Here is an 18747-nt window from a genome sequence, read left to right as displayed (position 1 = left end):
GATGAAAAAAATAGAAAAAATATTACAACAATACAGTATCAGGCCTACCGCTATGCGAATGTTAGTTTACCAATTTATACAATCTAAAACAACAGCAGTAAGTCTGTCGATTGTAGAAAATAATTTTGAGAAATCAGATAGAACTACTTTGTATAGAACCCTTAAAACGTTTGAAGAAAAAGGTGTTGTACATCAAATCGATGATGGAACAGGTATTCCTAAATACGCGCTATGTAATCATGAAAACAAATCTAAAAAACACAGGGATTTACATCTGCATTTTCATTGTAATAGTTGTAGAGAAACAGTTTGTTTAACAAATCATCAAATACCACAAATAAGTTTGCCAAATAATTTTATTCCAGAAGATATAAATATGCTGGTAAAAGGAGTTTGTGACAAGTGTAACCTATAATGCACATACAATGCAGTGTTGTTCAAAGTATCTTTGTAGCATCAAAATTATAGATTAAAAATGAAACATAAACATTTAGAAAACGACAAGCACGATCATAATCATGGAGGCGTTTTTGGAGAAAATACAGAGTTATATTTTGCGATACTAAGCGGAGTGTTTTTTTTTACAGGGTTAATATTAACCAAGTTTACAAACGTATTCGATTGGGTAGTATTAACAAGTTTTATTTTATCTTATTTCTTTGGGGGGTATTACACCATTTTAGAAGCTTTTGGTAAAATTAAAGAAGGAGAATTTGAAATAGATTTTTTAATGATTGTTGCAGCTATTGGTGCGGCGTATATTGGTAGTTGGCAAGAAGGAGCACTTTTACTTTTTTTATTTAGCATAGGGCACGCTTTAGAGCATTATGCCATGAACAAAGCTAAAAAATCAATTCATGCACTAGGAGATTTGTCTCCAAAAACAGCTTTAGTTAAAAAAGGAAATAAAATAGTAGAAGTTGCGGTAGAAGAGTTACAGCTCAACGATATTATTGTCATAAAACCAAATGCTAAAATTTCTGCGGATGGAGTTATTATAAAAGGTAGTAGTAGTATTAATCAAGCTTCTATAACAGGAGAGAGTATGCCAGTAGATAAAATGGCATACTCTAATCCAGAAAACCTACCAGAGTTTAAGGATATTCATAAAAACAATGTTGTTTTTACAGGAACCATAAATGGAGATAGTAATATTGAGGTACAGGTATTAAAATTAAGTAAAGACTCTACCATTTCTAGGGTAATCAAAATGGTTAGCGAAGTAGAAACAAAAAAATCACCTACCCAACTGTTAACTAAAAAATTTGAAAAATGGTTTGTGCCAGCAGTGATTGTATTAGTCGTTACTTTATGTTTTGCATATTTAGTAATCGACGAAACAGTAAAAGAAAGCCTCTATAGAGCTATTAGTGTATTAGTATCTGCCAGCCCTTGTGCATTAGCTATTTCAACGCCAAGTGCTGTGTTAAGTGCAATTGCAAGAGCAGCAAAAGGTGGGGTTCTTATAAAAGGAGGTCGCGCTTTAGAAGATTTAGGCAGTCTTACCACCATTGCATTTGATAAAACAGGAACCTTAACCGAAGGAAAACCAAAGCTAACGAATGTGGTTCTGTTGAGTGAATTTAATAAAAATGAATTTTTAAGCTTGGTCTTAGAAGTAGAAAACTTAAGCAATCATCCTTTAGCAAAAGCTATAGTAAAAGATATTAAAAAACAGTTTTCTATAGAGCAAAAAAATCTGGCATCTGATATCAAAGCCATTCAAGGAAAAGGACTGAAAGCAATTTATAGAGGAGAAGAGGTGTATATTGGTAATAAAGAGTTGATGGTAGATCAAAAGATATCGATCTCTGTAAAGGCAGAAACTAAACTAGAAGAGTTATTGAAAAACGGACATACAGTAATGCTTGTGTCTTTTAAAAAACAACTAATTGGTTTGTTAAGTGTTATGGATGTACCAAGAGAAAGTGCAAAAAACACGTTAAGTCGTTTAAAAAGGATAGGTATTAAAAAAATGATTATGCTTACAGGAGACCATCAAAGTGTAGGGGATTCTATAGCAAAACAAATAGGATTAACAGAGGTAAGAGGCAACCTGTTACCAGAAAACAAAGTAGCGGCTATAGAAGAACTGAAACAACGATATTCTAAAATAGCAATGGTTGGCGATGGGGTAAATGATGCTCCTGCAATGGCAAATAGTACTGTTGGTATCGCAATGGGAGCTGCAGGAAGCGATGTAGCACTAGAAACCGCCGATGTAGCTTTAATGTCTGATGAGATCGAAAATTTACCTTTTGTAATTGGGTTAAGTAGAAAATCTAAATCTATTATTAAACAAAACTTATGGATAAGTTTGGGGATTGTCGCTTTTTTAATCCCTACAACCTTACTCGGGATAGCCAATATTGGTATAGCAGTAGCAATTCACGAAGGCTCTACATTAATTGTAGTTATTAATGCATTACGTTTATTAAAGTATAACGAATAAATAGTTTGATGATTTTAAAATCAAACAGATATCAAATGGTAGATGAGATTTGGTGAAAAAATAAATTTTTTATTTTAATTCAGGCAATATTAAAAGCGGTACTGGACTGTTAAAACTTATTTTATCGACTACATCTTCCTCAGTAATTTTTTGAAAGAAATTATGTTTGTGATGTACTAAAGAAATTAAATCACTTTCGGTTTGTTTTACGAAATCTCTTAAAGCATTAGTTTCCGAAGTTTCTACATCTATTTTACAAAAAATATAATCCAAATCATTAAATAATTTTTTTAGAGTTTCTTTATTTTCTGTTTGGGTGTCGGTTAAATACTCTTCTTCCATAATCCTGGCAATATTTATTTTTGCATTACAGGATAAAGTAATGGAGATTAATGATTTTAGTTCCTTTTTATTAAAAGCTCTTTTAAAATTTGTAGAAAAAGCAATTAGTGAGGGTGCTTTTACTTTATAACTTTGAGGGACCAAAATTATAGGACAGTTATGTACACCATTAATTACTCTTACAGCATTACTACCTAGAAAAATTTCTTTAGCACCTTTAGCACCCTTGGTACCCATTACTATAAGATCTATATTTTTAGATATAATAACAGTGTTTATAGCGTTAATAAGAGAATCTGTTTTGGTAATTATTTCAAAACCATGCTTAATGTTGTTGTTATTTTCAAGGGTTTGATTCAATAATGTATTAAGATCTTCTTTTGATTGCTTAGTAGGATCTAAGGCTGCATTACTATCGTTATCTTTTAATTTAGTAGATGTATTACTATTACCAATATGTGCATGTAATAAAAAAAAGATACAGTTTTTATTAGCAAATAGTATTCTTGCATAATCCAGTGCATTAGAAGCATTGGTAGAAAAATCAACAGGAACTAAAACTTGTTTCATTAGATTTTTTGGTTTATAGTGGTTATCAAATTTACAAATAAAGAAATTAAAAAATTCATGCAATTTTAATTCTTTATATTCCCTTTTATTTTTTTATCAAATAAATTTTTGATATTACTTTTTTATTACTTTTGATATATCAATGATGCACTCTGTTGTAAGAATGTATTACAGAAATAAATGAAATTTTTTTTCAAATTTGGGCTTAGGAGAATAAAGAAGTCTACTCCAAAAGCAATCTTATGGATAAGGTACCGAATTTTAAGGCTGACTTCAAAAACATACACTACACCTAGTTTACTAGACAGAATCACCTTTGTACCTTAGATATTTAACAAACGTTCAAGTTATCGGATATAAAATATTCAAAATTATAACAGATAAAAAATGAAAAAAGCACAATTCCATTTAGCACTTCCTTGCGAAGATATACAGGATACGATAGATTTCTATACGTACAAACTAGGTGCGCGATTAGGGCGTAACACAGATACATGGGCGGATATAGATCTTTATGGCAATCAAATTACTTTTACAAAAGCAGGAGACTTTAATTTTGATTTTAAAAATTATCGTTTGGGAGAACAAATTTTACCTTCGTTTCATTTTGGAGTAATTATAGATGTAGAGGTATGGGGGAAATTATATTCTAGACTTTTTTCAATGGATTTGGAAGTGACAACAGAAACAACTTTTTTTGAAAATAAAGTAGGAGAACACCTTTCTTTCTTTGTAAAAGACCCTAATGGATATATGGTAGAGTTTAAAAGCTTTAAGAACCCTAATGAGATTTTTACGGTCTAAGTAATGAAAAATAAGGTATATGCTATTCAGGTTGCGGATGCAATTTCAATAAAAAGCTGTAAAATCGATTTCAAAGGGATATTATTGTTTTCGGATACAGATGAGTTGTTTTATCAAAAAGATGCAGAGCAATATATCTATATATTTAAATACGGGGTAATCTGTTTTTATAATGTTGAAGAAAAAGAAATTCAGCAGAGTATTCATGAGATTTTGCAGTTTAGTAAAAACCCTCATCAAGATAAACTTTCTGATCAAATTGAAGTTTTTATAGGAAAAGGCGATAGTGAAATAACTCCGGGCTATGTTAATTTAACAGTGTTTTCGGTAGATAAATTACGTTTGATAATGCTTAATGTGTCTCAGTCTATAGCTTTAGATAACTATGCTTATATATCAGAGCTGATTTTAGAAGAAACCAATACACATACCGTATATCTTGAAGAAAAAGGTAAATTAGATATCAGTGGTAAAAAACTTAAGAAATATATAGGTAAAGTCTTAAATATTAAAAACAAAATATCTGAAAATTTATATATATTCGATTCTCATGATGTAACTTGGGATGATGAGGTATTAAATAAATTTGATCAGGATCTAAAAAAAGCTTTTGACCTTAAAGATAGGTACAGAAGTATCCAAGATCAAGTAGAGGTAATTAAAGAAAATTTAGAATTATTTAAAGATATCATGTTTCACAAAGAGAGTAGTAAGTTAGAATGGATTATCATTATTCTTATCTTAGTGGAAGTTGTCGATATGTTCATATTAAAATTAGTATAAAATAAATTAGATTGGAAATAGAAAATTTAAAAGTAATAGGAAGTGAAGAATGGTGTATATTCGAAGAGTTTGGTATACCAGCAATTAAGGCAAGAGTAGATTCTGGTGCAAAAACCTCTTCAATACAAGCCAATAATATTAAAATTATTCATAGAGGAACCGAAGAATGGGTACGTTTTGAAGTAAACCCTGTTCAGGATAACCGTAGTATTTTTATTACTTGCGAAACAAGGCTTTATGACAAGCGTCTGGTAAAGAGTTCTTCAGGTATTTCAGAACAACGTTATGTGATTAAATCCCCTGTAACTATTGGAGATCAAACTTTCGAAATTGAGTTAACACTAGCTAATCGAGATGCAATGGAGTTTAGGATGCTATTAGGTCGTGAAGCACTAATGAATCGCTATATAGTTAACCCATCTACAACATACGTAGAAACTAGTTTTACGCAAGAGGAAGTTTCAAAAAGATATGCTCCTTTTATAAAAGAAAAATCAGGACTTAAGATTGCTTTATTAGCAAGTAATCCAGAATTATATAGCAATAAAAGAGTCATTGAAGCAGGTATTGCAAGAGGACATGAAATGGTTTTTTTGAATGTAGAGCAAGCCTATATGAAATTAGATGCAATAGAACCAGAAATACGTTATCGAGGAGGTAATATTATAGATGAATTTGACGCAATTATCCCGAGAATTAAACCTTCGGTTACATTTTATGCGTGTGCATTGATTCGTCAATTCGATTCTATGGGAGCATACTGCTTAAATTCTGCCGAAGCCATAACGCAATCTAGAGACAAGCTATTAGCAACACAATTGTTTGCTAAACATGATATACATATACCAATAACAGGGTTTGCAAAATCTCCTTTAGATACCAAAGATTTAATTAAAATGGTTAACGGGGCACCTTTAATTATTAAGCTTTTAGAAAGTACACAGGGTAAAGGAGTAGTTCTTGCAGAAACAAATAAAGCTGCAGAAAGTGTTATTAATGCTTTTAAAAGTGTACAAACCAATATTCTTGTTCAGGAATTCATTAAAGAAGCAAATGGTCAAGATATAAGATGTTTTGTGGTTAACGGTAAAGTAGTGGCATCTATGCAAAGACAAGCTGCTAAAGGTGAGTTTAGAGCAAATATACACCAAGGAGGTACTGCTTCAAAAATCAAAATAACTTCAGAAGAACGTAAACTAGCTATTAAAGCAGCAAAAATATTAAATCTTCCAGTAGCAGGAGTAGATATTATTCGATCTAATAAAGGGCCACTATTGTTAGAAGTTAATTCTTCGCCTGGTTTAGAAGGAATTGAAAATGCAACAGGATTAGATATTGCCAACATAATGATTGAAGCTATTGAAAAAAAACTAAAATTTAAAATATGATTTAAAACAAAAAATGATACATCCATACACCGAAATTAAACACATAAGCCCCGAAGTGGGTTATGGTGTTGTAGCCAAAGAATTTATTCCTATAGGAACTATTACTTGGGTGTTAGATAAATTTGATCGTGAGTTTACGTTAAATGAATATAACTCCTTAGAACCTATATATAAAGATATTTTAGAAACCTATGCTTATAAAAATAACAAAGGGAATCTTGTGCTTTGCTGGGATAACGGGAGATTTGTAAACCATAGCTTTAATTCTAATTGTCTTACTACGGCATACAATTTTGAAATAGCTATAAGAGATATCCATCCTGGGGAACAATTAACAGACGATTATGGGTATTTAAATATTGACAAACCTTTTAGAGGGATTAATGAAGGTACCCGAAGAAAGATAGTCTATCCAGATGATTTGCCTAGATATTATAAATCTTGGGATAAAAAATTATTAAAAGCTTTTAACTATATCTCAAAAGTAAACCAACCTTTACGAGAGCTTTTAAGTAACGATTTATGGCAACAGGTTATGGAGGTTGAAAAAGGAGAAAAAGAAATGGAATCCATATTAACCAATTATTATGGGCTTAAAGAATAAGCTTAGTATCTTAAATTAGTTTAGAGTATCAAATTCAAGTATAAATTATTTGGTATGAAAATAAAGAAGCATAAAGAAAAATCAAGACTGATTGTGTTTCAGGGAGAAAATATATTGGTTTTACAAAAACTAAATAATGAAACCCAATATGGGTTCATAGGAGGTTTTTTAGAACCTGGAGAATCTCCAGAAACGGCTCTTATTAGAGAAACCTTTGAAGAAACTGGAGTACAGCTTTCTGAAGAAGACCTAATATATCATTGCTCAGTTACCATCGAGCAAAGTGAAAAACAAAGATTAACTAAACATTATTTCTTTTGCCGTGACCCATATAAACCATTTGGATTGGCAGAGCCACATAAATTTAAAAGTATTATGTGGGTACATTGGGAACAAGTAGTGAAATCTCTCGGTAAATCGGATAAAAAGATAGCAAAGCAGCTTTTTAAATTGTGCAACATTGATTATTAATATAAAAAGCAATGAGAGGCATAGCTATTAGTCAAAATGTCGAGTATGGGATGTTTAAAAAATACTATAAAGGCTATTATCAGTTTATAATGGATAATGGAGATATATTAGTGTTTGAAGGAATCTCATTAGCTGCAATTAGAAAATTTGATCTTAAAACAAATAAATTTAAGGGTAAAAGTTTTGTGATAACTTATTCTGAATATCAAGAAGATAAAGACGAAGATTTTATTCTCTATAAAATTGAAAAATTAGAACTAGCATAGAGAAAATAAATGTTGTGTTTTATAATAATAAATAAATGTAAGTTGTAAACTCGGATAAAAAATGAGTCTTTTTATAAAAAAGATTCGGATTCTAAATCAGGTATAAAATAATAAGCAATACATCACGCGCAACCTTCTTAGAGAATATTTGCTAAAAGAACCAGACTTGAGGTGATAAACATCTGGAAAAAAATAGAATTATAATTTAAGCTTTATACAAAATGAAATATATAAAAAATTTAATCCCAGTATTATTTGTATTGTTTTGCAGTTATATGCCTGTTGTTGAAAAAGCAGGGAACAATCAAGAAACCGAAACAATAACAGGTGTTTTTGATGGCTATGATGGAGATACCTTTAGTTTTAAATATACTAATGAAGACGGAGAGGAAGATGTAGTTATTTTTCCTAAAATTAGTTCAGAAGTTGATGAAAAAGAAGATCTAAGTGGAGATGTGTACATAGGTAAAACGTTTAACATTACTTATATTTCGGAAGTAGAAACTGAAATTGATGAGGATGGTAATGAACAGGAGTATGTTACAAGGACGATTGTTGCTCTAGAATTAGTAGATTAAATAGGCAGGGAAAGAAAATAGAAACATTTTTCTTCTATTTAAAATGTTGTATAGTATATAATGACCAAAAGTGCTTGCAGAAATGCAAGCACTTTTTTTAAAGTAAGAGATATATTATTTTTATTGAAAATTTATTATAATAAAGTAGTAATGAGATTTATAAAAAACAAAACTTTAAAGTTTATTATTTGTGTTTTTTTAATGGGCTTTTCTTATACATCCCATGCGCAAACAAATATTTATGATATCGTTTTTAAAAAAGATACTATTGGTATTCTAAAAGTATCAAAAAATATAAAAGATGATGTGATTTTATACAGTTACTATCTAGATGTACAGGTAAAATTATTGGTTAGTATACATTTAAAATATAATTTAAAAGCAACTTATACCGCAGAACAGCTTATTCATGCAAGTGTAGATAACACAGTAAATAATAAGGAACATCATTCTTCTGATATTCAATGGAAGGACTCTTATTATTTAATTAATTCAAAAAACAAAAAGAATCATAAGCTTGAGAATAAAATTACGTATAGTGGGGTTAAACTTTTTTTTGAGGAACCAAATACTATTAAAAAGATATTTTCTGAGCATTCAGCGCAATATGGGATATTATCAAGAATAGGAGAAAATTATTACGAGCTCACATTACATAACGGAAAAAAAAATCAGTATTTGTATAAAAAAGGAGTTTTGGTAAAAGCAAGTATTAATAATTCGTTTATTCAATTTCAGCTATTGCTTAGAGATTAATAGATTATTTAAATATGTTTTAGAAATATCCAATCAAAGGTACTAACTCATTTAATTTTTAAGACGATCCATTGCTTGATCTAATCTTTTCTTGTATTCTTTTTCTGTGATCAATTCTCTTTTCTTAGGTTTTTTATAACTATATCCTTTTTTAAATTCAAATCTAGACTTTTTACTGAAAAATCTACAAACCCTCCATATTCTAAATGTATTATCAGCCCAGGAAGACCACCAAATCCTACAGGTCCAAACTGAAGTGGGATTTCTGGTGCATACCACGCAATTATTTCCTTATATTTCGCTTTATAACAATTGTACTTCCCAATTTTTTTGGTTTCATTAATCAATTCCCACTTAATTTCTTCGGATTTCACTATAAACGTTTGCCCAAATCTGCTTTCATCTTGAAAATAAAGGTTTACTGATGTGACCGTATCTTTATCTAGACTAGATTTAATTTGTTTAAATGAATTTTCAAGGTTTTTTAAAAAGCTCTTCAGCTTTTGGATCTTTCTTATAATGTGACTTTCGGGCCACTTTCAATTTGGATTTATGTTTACACCTACAATGAGCGTAGAGTGCGAAATAAGGAACAATTTCTTCTAATTCTTGCGCTATCAATAATTTTAACTCAATATAGGAAGTGATTGAGGTAGTTGAATCGGTTAGATTTTCTGCTATAAAAACTTTAGTGTTATTGCCCCCGCTTTTGATAGTTGTTAAACCTGAAAAACCAACTTGGGAATACTTTTGTAACCAACCTCGAACAGTTTTTTCAGTTCTTCCTAACTTCTGGGCTATATCACTTTGAAAAGCATACTTACCTTCGTTTTATGTAGATCAGGGATTTTATGCGGTCTTTTGATAAACTACTAGGTGATTTTGAGTGTTCTCGAAGTAAAAATTCTAAATCCTCTGCTATTAATAATGTAATCTTTTTTGGCATAACAAAAGATAAAAATTATTCCAGTAAATTCAAAATGGTATGAGATAAAATAAAAAACCCTTGATAATTATTATCAAGGGTTTCACTTTCAAGGTGTGGTGCCTCCAGGAATCGAACCAGGGACACAAGGATTTTCAGTCCTTTGCTCTACCAACTGAGCTAAGGCACCTTGTTGTAAGCGGATGCAAATATATAAACCTTTTTTTAATACACAAAAGAAAACTGTAAAAAAATCGTTTTGTATTTTTACAACTTATAAATTAAGATATGAATCTTGTTATTGATGTAGGTAATACTTTTACGAAACTTGGAGTTTTTGAAGGGTCAGAAATTGTATATAAAAAAATAATTAAACAAGAAAACTTTAGAGATACCATACAAAAAATTAGAGAAGAATACCCAGATATCAAAAATGCTATCATTTCTTCCGTGTCAAATTTGCAGGATAGTTATATCAAATATATACAATTGTCTTTTGATACTTTAGTGTTAGATCACTTAGTGAAAATGCCATTCAAAAACTTGTATGATACACCAAGTACACTTGGGATTGATCGTTTAGCTTTGGTTGCTGCAGCAGTAGATCAATTCTCGGGCAAGGATGTTTTAATAATAGATGCAGGAACTTGTGTAACATATGATTTTAAAAATAAAAAAGAAGAGTATTTTGGAGGCGCTATTTCCCCAGGAATACGATTAAGGTATAGTAGTCTGCATAGTTTTACGGCAAGATTACCACTGTTGCAACTTACAGTTCCTAAAAATCATATAGGAAAAAGCACAGAAGAGGCAATACATTCGGGAGTAGTTTTTGGAATTTTACATGAAATAGATGGTGTAATTACAGAATATTGCAACATTTATCCTGATTTAACAGTTATTTTAACCGGTGGAGATGCACATTTTTTGTCTAAAAGATTAAAAAATAGCATATTTGCCACTTCCAATTTTTTGTTGGAGGGTTTAAACCACATTTTAGCTTTTAATAATAATAAATGATAAAAAAGATTTTAGTGATCATCTTGGTACATGTTGCCATAATATCTAACGCTCAGGAAGGCACTTCGTCTCCATATTCTTTTTATGGAATAGGGATTCCGAAGTTTAAAGGAACAGTTGAAAATAGATCGATGGGGGGGTTGAGTGTGCTTACAGATAGCATTCACTTAAATCTCCAAAACCCTGCATCTTTTGGAGAATTGGCGCTTACTGCTTACACAGTAGGAACCTCATATCGTAATTTTAAATTTAGTAATGCTACAGAATCCTCTTCTGGAGATAACGCTTCTTTAGATTATTTAGCAATAGGTATTCCTGCAGGAAAATTCGGTTTTGGTTTTGGACTTATTCCTGTTTCTTCCGTAGGTTATGAACTTGATAAAACTGAAACAGACGGTAGAGATGTTAAGTTTAAAGGAGTTGGAGGGTTAAATAAAGTTTTTTTAGCAGCAGGATATAAAGTAAATAAAAACCTTAGTATAGGTTTAGATTTAAATTATAATTTTGGAAACATCGAAAATAAAACAATTTTAAGAAGACCAGGTGTTCAATTTGATACCAGAGAGATTACAAGTTCGGATTTATCTTCTTTTAGTTTATCTTTCGGGTTGAATTATAAAACTATGATTTCTGAAAGATTAGAAGTTGTAGGATCTGCTGTATCAACACCTTCTTTTGGGCTCAAAACAGATAATACCAGAGAGCTCGCTACCGTTGTGATAAGTACAAACGGTCAAGAAAGAGTAGTGGAAAGACAGGATGTGCAAGTAGAGAATAAAGATATAGATCTTCCTTCAGAATTTAAACTAGGAGGAGGAATAGGGGAGCCTAGAAAATGGTTTGCTGGAGTAGAATATGTGTATTCAGATTCTGGGAAATTCAGTAATATTGTCTCTAATCGAGAAAATATTAAATATCAAAATGCTTCGAAATTTAAGGCGGGCGGGTATTATATACCTAAATATAACTCATTGACAAGTTATTTTAGTAGAGTCGTATACCGCGCTGGATTTCGTTACGAAGAGACAGGATTGAATATTAATAGTAGTTCTATAGATGAGTTTGGCATATCTTTTGGAGTAGGACTACCAGTTGGTCGATTGTTCTCTAATGCTAACATCGGATTTGAGTACGGTCAACGGGGAACAACAAGTTTTGGATTGGTTAAAGAAGAGTTCTTTAGCATGTCTATTAGTTTATCGTTAAACGATAAATGGTTTAGAGAGATAAAATTTAATTAAATACAATAATTACTACAGCTATGAATACTAAAGTTTTATTTGTGATAGCAACAGGATTGGTTTTAAGCACTGCAAGAGTAAGTGCTCAAGCTACAGACTGTGCAACCACTGCTTCTATTGCCTATGAGCATGCTAAAGTAAAGAATTACGCATCTGCAGAGGAGCCTTTATGGAAAGTAAGAAAAGAATGTCCTACATATAGTTTGGCTACATTTCAATTCGGACAAAAATTGTTAGAAGATAAATATAAAAAAGCTCCTGATACAGAAAAAGTAGGGTTGGTAAATGAAATGATCAAATTATGGAAAGAGCGCCTTCAGTATTTTCCTGCAAAAACTAAGATAGGGGATATGCACTCTGACATAGGGCAGTTAATGTATGATAATAAAATGGGTACTGCAGAAAGTCAATTTGCAGAGTTTCATAAAGCATGGACAGAAGATAAAGAAAATGTTAGTAACCCTAAAAATGTATATACCTATTTTTCATTATTAGTAGATCTTCATGGCGAAAAGAAAAAAGAACTTCAGCAAGTTTTTGATCTTTATGATGAAGTAATCGAAAAAATTGAAGACGAAGAAAGCGATAAAGCAAAGACTATAGCGGAGCTTACAGAAAAAGAAGAGTCAGGAACGGCATTATCTAGTAAAGAAAAAAAGAAATTAAATAGATCTAATAAAATCTTATCTAATTACAGTAAAGTAAAAGCTGGAATTAATCAAAAATTAGGAGAGTTAGCAGACTGTAAGAACTTGATACCATTGTATAATGGACAGTTTGAAGGAAAGAAAACAGATGCTAATTGGTTAAAAGGTGCAGCAGGAAGAATATCTGCTAAAGATTGTACAGATGATCCATTATTCTTTAAATTGGTAGAAGCATTACATAAAGTAGAGCCTTCAGCAAAATCAGCATACTATTTAGGTATCTTAGCCCTAAAGGATAAAAATACAACTACAGCATTGAAATATTTTAATCAATCTGCAGAATTAGAAACTAAAGCAAGTGATAAAGGTAAAGTGTATTTTAAAATAGGTGAAGTAATGAAAAAACAAGGCAGTTTTGGAAAAGCAAGATCTTATTATAAAAAAGCTCTTTCACAAAGACCATCTATGGGAGTTTGTTACCTTAGAATAGCAGATATGATTAGCGATAGTGCAAATAGTTGTGGAAATGATGTTTTTAGTAAAAGAGCTGTATATTGGTTAGCAGAAAGCTATGCAAGAAAAGCAGGGAAAGTAGATCCTAGTTTACAATCAACCGCTTCTAAGTTTGCTGCAAATTATAGTGCAAAAGCTCCTTCAAAAACGGATATCTTCAATAATCCAGGAATAAAATCTGTAAGTATAGGATGTTGGATAGGAGAAACTGTTAGAGTGCCAAAACTATAATGCAAAATAAAAACATATATAATATATTTAACATTGTCATAGTCTTTGCTATGACAATGTTTTTTTCATGCCAATCAATTAAAAAGAAAAAACAGAGCTATTCAATTTCCGAAGAAACACCAATTGCAGAAGTTTTTGAAGTTAATCTTAAATATACAGATTCTGGTAGGCTTGCTGCGATATTAAAAACCCCAAAAATACTAGATTTCTCTAACAAAGATTTTGCTTATTTTGAATTCCCAGAGGGTGTAGTGCTGGATATTATCGATAAAGAAGGAAAAGTAAGTGTAGTTAGATCAGATTATGCTATTTCATATAAACAGACAGGTTTAATCGATATGAGGGGTAATGTAGATATAAAAACAGCAGATAGTACTCATTTACAGGCTCAACAATTGTATTGGGATCAAAATATTAATTGGATATTTACAGATCAACCATATAAAAGTTATCTGCCAGATGGAACAATTAATGAAGCAGATGGTTTTGATGCTAATCAAGATTTTACTATCTTGAATTCAAGAATTAATGATGGAGTGATGTTTATAAAGGAGTGATCCAACTAATATGATGAAAGTTTTTAGATTTTTCGAATATGCCTATTTGGCTATAATGTGCTTCTTTATATATCAAGCATATGTAGAGTGGGGCGATAAAGGTGGAAAAAGTGTACTCTATCTTTTTTTTGCAGCAGCAGCAGTTTTTATGTTTTTCTTTAAAAGAAATTTCAGAAAACGATTTGAAGCCAATAACAAAAATTAATTCATGGAATTACAAATAATAGTTATTGTACTTTCGCTCGTTTTATCAGCTTTCTTTTCTGGGATGGAAATAGCATATGTTTCCTCTAATAAAATACATATAGAGATAGAGAAAAAACAAGCAGGTTTTATTTCAAATATTCTTACCCGATTGACAAAAAAGCCCTCTAAATTTATAGCTACAATGCTTGTTGGTAACAATGTAGCTCTGGTAGTATATGGGTTTTATATGGGAGAGGTTTTGATGACCATTATAGAAGCGTATCTCCCAGGAATGGCTTCTACTGTTAATTTATTATTGCAAACAGTTATTTCAACCTTAGTAATCCTGATTACTGCAGAATTCTTGCCTAAAGTATTTTTTCAGATTTATTCTAATACATTGCTTAAAGCATTTTCGTTTCCTGCTTATGTCTTTTATATTATATTTACGCCTATTTCTTCATTTGTAATATGGGTTTCGGATTTTGTTTTAAAAAAACTTTTTAAAACAAATGGCGACGAGGTGCAATTAGCCTTTAGTAAAACAGAATTAGGAGATTATATTAATGAGCAAATGGAAACGGTAGAAGAACATGATATCGTTGATAGTGAAATCCAAATTTTTCAAAATGCGTTAGATTTTTCAGATGTAAAATCCAGAGAAGTTATGATTCCTCGAACAGAGATAGTTGGGGTAGAAAAATTACAATCTATAGAAGAGGTAAGTAAGCTATTTATAGATACAGGATTATCAAAAATAATAGTATACAATGAAACAGTAGATGATATTATTGGATATGTTCATTCTTTCGAATTATTTAAAAAGCCTAAATCATTAAAAGCAATTTTGCTTCCTGTTATTTTTGTTCCAGAAACAATGTTTGTGAAAGATGTACTTAATCTATTAACAAAAAAACATAAAAGTATAGCCGTAGTGATAGACGAATACGGAGGTACTAGTGGTATTATTACTGTAGAGGATATTGTAGAAGAACTTTTTGGAGAAATTGAAGACGAACATGATTCTATAGAGTTAATAGAGGAGCAGCTATCGGTAGATCGATATCGGTTTTCTGCTAGAATAGAAGTGGATCATATTAATGAATCCTATAAATTAGACCTTCCTGAAGATGAAAATTATGAAACATTAGGAGGAATGATTGTAAATCATACAGAGGAAATACCAAAACAAGGAGATGAAATAAAGATAAATAACTTTAAAATTAAAGTTATAGAAACATCTAATACCAAAATTGAAATTATAGAATTACAAGTGATCTCAGATGATTAATTAAAAGTCGTTTTGATGTCTAAAAAATACACCAGACTTAAAGGTGTTAGGTTTTTTTATAATTTATGTTTTTATTATGTTGTTAGGTCTTGTTTGTAGTAGTGATAATGTCTATTATGTTATACATTACTATATAAAAACTTTAATTCTTATAGTATTAATCCCGTTTTTAAAGATCTAGAAGTAGGAGATATGTTGGTTTTTGTATAACATACGGATTGTTTGTTTAGGAATATCAAACACAGTATACTTAAGAAGAAATGTAGCTTCTAAAAAAAAATATCTTTGTTTTTTTAAGATCGTTGTCTTTTATCTTGTCAAATAGTTTTTTTAGTATTTATAATGTTTTATACGTTGTTAATGTTTGAAGACGTGTTAATTATGGTTTCATCTGTAACTGATTTGATATTAATTGTTTATGATGTGTTGAGATAAAAAAATATAAGTTTTTACAACAATACAAGTAAGTGGAAGCCATATATTTTTATGCTAAAAAGAGTTTGTAAAAAAACTTCTTAACACTTTCAGATTTTTTAATTGGTATTATTACAATAAAATGGTATTTTCGCCCACTATATTTTGAATAAATTATAAAATACCATGGCAGTTTTAAATAAAATCAGACAACGTTCGGTTTTTCTTATCATAATCATAGCATTAGCTCTCTTCTCTTTTGTTTTAGCAGATTTATTCCGTAATGGTGGCGCTATTTCTCAAAAGGCAGAAAACGCAATAGCCACGATAAATGGAAAAGATATTGATAGAACAGAATTTGCTAAGAAAGTAGAATTAGCTTCAAGAAATTTTGGTGGAGGAACTTCCAGTATTCAAGCTGTGAATTATGTTTGGAATCAAGAGCTTAGAGAAACAGTTTTTGAAGAGCAATTCGAAGAACTGGGAATCAGAGCAGGAGAAGATCAAGTAAACCAACTTTTGGAAGAATCGTTATCTACTAATCCAACATTTCAAAATGAAGCAGGAGTTTTCGATAAAGCCAAAATGCAGGAATATGTTGCCAATGTAAAAGCTACCTCAAAAGAAGCTTATCAACAATGGTTAGACTTTGAAATCAATGTAAGTAAAGGCGCAAAAGAGCAAATTTATCTTAATATGATAAAAGCTGGTGTTGGTTCTACGCTAAAAGAAGGAGGATTAGAATATAGAATGGAAAATGATAATGTAGATATTAAATATGTACAATTCCCATTTTCGAGTATTGAAGATGCAAAGGTTACAGTTTCTGATGCAGAAATCAAATCTTATATAGATAAGCATTCAAGTCAGTACAAAGCAGAGCCTTCTAGGAGTATTAATTATGTATTATTTAATGAAGTTGCTAGCGAAGAAGATGAAAATCAGGTAAGAGAAGAAATAGCATCTTTGTTAGAGGATAAAGTAGAGTTTAATACAGCAACTAAATCAACAGATTCAGTTTTAGGATTTAAAAATACAGATAATGTAAAAGAGTTTGTAAATCAATATTCTGCCTTGAAATTTGAGGATAGTTTTAAATTTAAAAAAGATTTACCAGCTACCGTAGCAGATACACTTTATAATTTAGAAATAGGAGGAGTATACGGACCTTACAAGGATGGCGATTATATAAAGATATCCAAAATAGTTGCGCAAAAACAAATGTCAGATTCTGTTCAAGCGAGTCATATTTTAGTTTCTTGGGAAGGATTGGGTACTGCTGGAGAAATAAAGCGAACTAAAGAGGAAGCAAAAGTCTTAGCAGATAGTATACTTAAAGTAACAAAGGCAGATAAAACTAAGTTTATTGCTTTAGCAAAAGAATTCTCAGCAGATAATTCTAATAAAGATAAAGGAGGAGATTTAGGGTACTTTACCCCAGGTAGAATGGTTCCTGCTTTTAATGATTATTGTTTTAAAAATAAAACAGGAGATCAAGGAATTGTAGAAACACAATTTGGATATCATGTTATTAGTATTGAGGATCAGAAAAATGAACAAAAAGCTATACAAATAGCAACTGTTGCTCAAAAAATTGAGCCAAGTGAAAAAACAATAAATAATATATTTACTGAAACCACTAAATTTCAAATTTCAGCGAAAGATAAAGGTTTTGAAGAAATTGCTAAAAAAAGTAAATTAGCAGTAAGACCGGTAAATAGTATTAAAGAGTTAGAGGAAAACATACCTGGATTAGGGGCTAAACGAACAATAGTGCAGTGGGCTTTTAATGAGGAGTCTAAAGTAGGGGATATAAAGCGTTTTGATATTCCTGAAGGATATGCAGTTGTTCAATTAACTGCAAAAACAGATAAAGGAGTAATGACAGTTGCGGATGCAAGTTCTACAATTAAAACAATCCTATTAAAAGAAAAGAAAGCAGAACAACTAAAAAGTAAGATTTCAGGATCTTCGTTAGATGCAATTGCACAAAGTCAAGGACAAACAGTTAAAACTGCATCTGCTTTAAATATGAAAACACCAACAATTAGTGGAGCAGGAACAGAACCAAAAGTAGTAGGAGCAGCTTTTGCTTTAGAGCAAGGAAAAATATCTGATCCTATTGTTGGTAATAACGGAGTATATGTAATAGAGGTGACTAAGAAAACACCAGCAAGTGGGTTAGATAATTATATGAGTTATGCAGCACAATTATCTAAAGCGCAAGCAGGGGTAGTAAATACAAAAGTTTTTGAAGCGCTTAAAGAAGCAGCAGAAATAGAAGATAGAAGATCTAAGTTTTACTAGAATAAATAGTTTTTAAAAAAGACATAAAAAAAACCTGAAGGCACTAAGCCACAAAGTGTGTAATTAAAAAATATCGAGGGTTGCAACCCTCGATATTTTTTTGTTTAATTTTAAATTTTACACACTTATGAAAAAAGAAGATTTATTATCCGACGATTTTTTAAAACAGTTTAAGACTGGAGATGAACTCAGCAGTTTTTTAAAACAAATTCAAAAGCGCGGTATTGAAAAGATGCTTGAAGGAGAATTAGATAGTCACCTTGGCTATGGCAAGCATGAAAAGTCAACTACGTCTAATTCTAGAAATGGCTATTCTCAAAAGAAAGTTCGCACTTCTTTGGGCGAATCACAAATAGAAGTTCCCAGAGATCGAGAGGCTTCTTTTAATCCTATGCTGGTTC

20 protein-coding genes and 1 tRNA gene are annotated in these 18747 nt (G+C 30.8%); 17 read left to right on the top strand and 4 right to left on the bottom strand.

The window, feature by feature from the left end; translation table 11 throughout:
• The first annotated feature begins 1 nt into the window (after position 1).
• Together H527_RS0107755 and H527_RS0107750 are read left to right on the top strand one after the other, a co-directional pair.
• The gene (locus H527_RS0107755; RefSeq protein WP_027412174.1) at positions 2–415 is read left to right on the top strand and encodes a Fur family transcriptional regulator; all 414 of its coding nucleotides are present in this window, start codon (positions 2–4) and stop codon (positions 413–415) included.
• Positions 416–475: 60 nt separating this feature from the next.
• Positions 476–2452, top strand: coding sequence for a heavy metal translocating P-type ATPase (locus H527_RS0107750; RefSeq protein ID WP_027412173.1), 1977 nt, complete (start codon positions 476–478; stop codon positions 2450–2452).
• 69 nt (positions 2453–2521) lie between these two features.
• Here the strand turns inward: H527_RS0107750 and H527_RS0107745 are convergent, their stop codons facing one another.
• The gene (locus tag H527_RS0107745) at positions 2522–3364 is read right to left on the bottom strand and encodes a universal stress protein (protein ID WP_027412172.1); all 843 of its coding nucleotides are present in this window, start codon (positions 3362–3364) and stop codon (positions 2522–2524) included.
• A gap of 387 nt (positions 3365–3751) precedes the next feature.
• Between H527_RS0107745 and H527_RS0107740 the strand changes: the two genes are divergently transcribed.
• From H527_RS0107740 to H527_RS0107705, 8 genes are all read left to right on the top strand, one after another.
• Positions 3752–4168 (top strand): VOC family protein, encoded by a 417-nt coding sequence (locus H527_RS0107740; protein ID WP_027412171.1) that lies wholly within the window; start codon positions 3752–3754, stop codon positions 4166–4168.
• Between the two features lie 3 nt (positions 4169–4171).
• On the top strand, positions 4172–4951 hold the full coding sequence (locus H527_RS0107735; protein ID WP_027412170.1) for an RMD1 family protein: 780 nt from the start codon (positions 4172–4174) through the stop codon (positions 4949–4951).
• Positions 4952–4968: 17 nt separating this feature from the next.
• The gene (gene rimK / locus H527_RS0107730; protein ID WP_027412169.1) at positions 4969–6339 is read left to right on the top strand and encodes a 30S ribosomal protein S6--L-glutamate ligase; all 1371 of its coding nucleotides are present in this window, start codon (positions 4969–4971) and stop codon (positions 6337–6339) included.
• A 13-nt stretch (positions 6340–6352) separates the two neighbouring features.
• A complete protein-coding gene (locus H527_RS21660) occupies positions 6353–6943 on the top strand; it encodes an SET domain-containing protein-lysine N-methyltransferase (RefSeq protein ID WP_035087647.1) in 591 nt (196 codons plus the stop codon).
• A gap of 54 nt (positions 6944–6997) precedes the next feature.
• Positions 6998–7414 carry an NUDIX hydrolase gene (locus H527_RS23100; RefSeq protein ID WP_051316688.1) on the top strand — a complete coding sequence of 139 codons (417 nt, stop codon included), beginning with the start codon at positions 6998–7000 and terminating at the stop codon, positions 7412–7414.
• 11 nt (positions 7415–7425) lie between these two features.
• On the top strand, positions 7426–7680 hold the full coding sequence (locus H527_RS0107715) for a hypothetical protein (protein WP_051316687.1): 255 nt from the start codon (positions 7426–7428) through the stop codon (positions 7678–7680).
• Positions 7681–7901: 221 nt separating this feature from the next.
• Positions 7902–8258: a hypothetical protein gene (locus tag H527_RS0107710; RefSeq protein WP_027412167.1), complete on the top strand. Its 357-nt coding sequence runs from the start codon at positions 7902–7904 to the stop codon at positions 8256–8258.
• 150 nt (positions 8259–8408) lie between these two features.
• Positions 8409–9014, top strand: a complete 606-nt coding sequence (locus tag H527_RS0107705) for a DUF6134 family protein (protein WP_155837829.1) — start codon at positions 8409–8411, stop codon at positions 9012–9014.
• A 110-nt stretch (positions 9015–9124) separates the two neighbouring features.
• Here the strand turns inward: H527_RS0107705 and H527_RS23495 are convergent, their stop codons facing one another.
• From H527_RS23495 to H527_RS0107690, 3 genes are all read right to left on the bottom strand, one after another.
• A complete protein-coding gene (locus tag H527_RS23495) occupies positions 9125–9472 on the bottom strand; it encodes a GLPGLI family protein (protein ID WP_229809272.1) in 348 nt (115 codons plus the stop codon).
• A gap of 16 nt (positions 9473–9488) precedes the next feature.
• On the bottom strand, positions 9489–9815 hold the full coding sequence (locus H527_RS23890) for a COG3415 family protein (protein WP_155837834.1): 327 nt from the start codon (positions 9813–9815) through the stop codon (positions 9489–9491).
• A gap of 241 nt (positions 9816–10056) precedes the next feature.
• Positions 10057–10129: transfer RNA gene (locus tag H527_RS0107690), tRNA-Phe, on the bottom strand.
• 98 nt (positions 10130–10227) lie between these two features.
• Here H527_RS0107690 and H527_RS0107685 point away from each other — a divergent pair.
• The 7 genes from H527_RS0107685 to H527_RS0107650 form a co-directional block, all read left to right on the top strand.
• On the top strand, positions 10228–10959 hold the full coding sequence (locus tag H527_RS0107685; protein WP_027412165.1) for a type III pantothenate kinase: 732 nt from the start codon (positions 10228–10230) through the stop codon (positions 10957–10959).
• Positions 10956–12200 (top strand): BamG family beta-barrel-assembly machinery protein, encoded by a 1245-nt coding sequence (gene bamG / locus H527_RS0107680; RefSeq protein WP_027412164.1) that lies wholly within the window; start codon positions 10956–10958, stop codon positions 12198–12200. The genes H527_RS0107685 and bamG overlap by 4 nt, the downstream gene beginning before the upstream one ends.
• A 20-nt stretch (positions 12201–12220) precedes the next feature.
• Positions 12221–13591: a tetratricopeptide repeat protein gene (locus H527_RS0107675; RefSeq protein ID WP_027412163.1), complete on the top strand. Its 1371-nt coding sequence runs from the start codon at positions 12221–12223 to the stop codon at positions 13589–13591.
• On the top strand, positions 13591–14148 hold the full coding sequence (gene lptC / locus H527_RS0107670; RefSeq protein ID WP_035087646.1) for an LPS export ABC transporter periplasmic protein LptC: 558 nt from the start codon (positions 13591–13593) through the stop codon (positions 14146–14148). The genes H527_RS0107675 and lptC overlap by 1 nt, the downstream gene beginning before the upstream one ends.
• Positions 14149–14356: 208 nt before the next feature.
• A complete protein-coding gene (locus tag H527_RS0107660) occupies positions 14357–15625 on the top strand; it encodes a hemolysin family protein (RefSeq protein WP_027412160.1) in 1269 nt (422 codons plus the stop codon).
• A gap of 600 nt (positions 15626–16225) precedes the next feature.
• Complete coding sequence (locus H527_RS0107655) at positions 16226–18346, top strand: peptidylprolyl isomerase (RefSeq protein ID WP_027412159.1); 2121 nt, start codon at positions 16226–16228, stop codon at positions 18344–18346.
• Positions 18347–18473: 127 nt separating this feature from the next.
• Positions 18474–18747: transposase (locus tag H527_RS0107650; RefSeq protein ID WP_027412158.1), on the top strand; the 274-nt coding region annotated here is incomplete at its 3' end.

It is taken from the genome of Aquimarina muelleri DSM 19832, assembly GCF_000430665.1.
Classification (GTDB): Bacteria; Bacteroidota; Bacteroidia; order Flavobacteriales; family Flavobacteriaceae; genus Aquimarina; species Aquimarina muelleri.
This window is presented reverse-complemented; position numbering and strand designations above follow the sequence as displayed.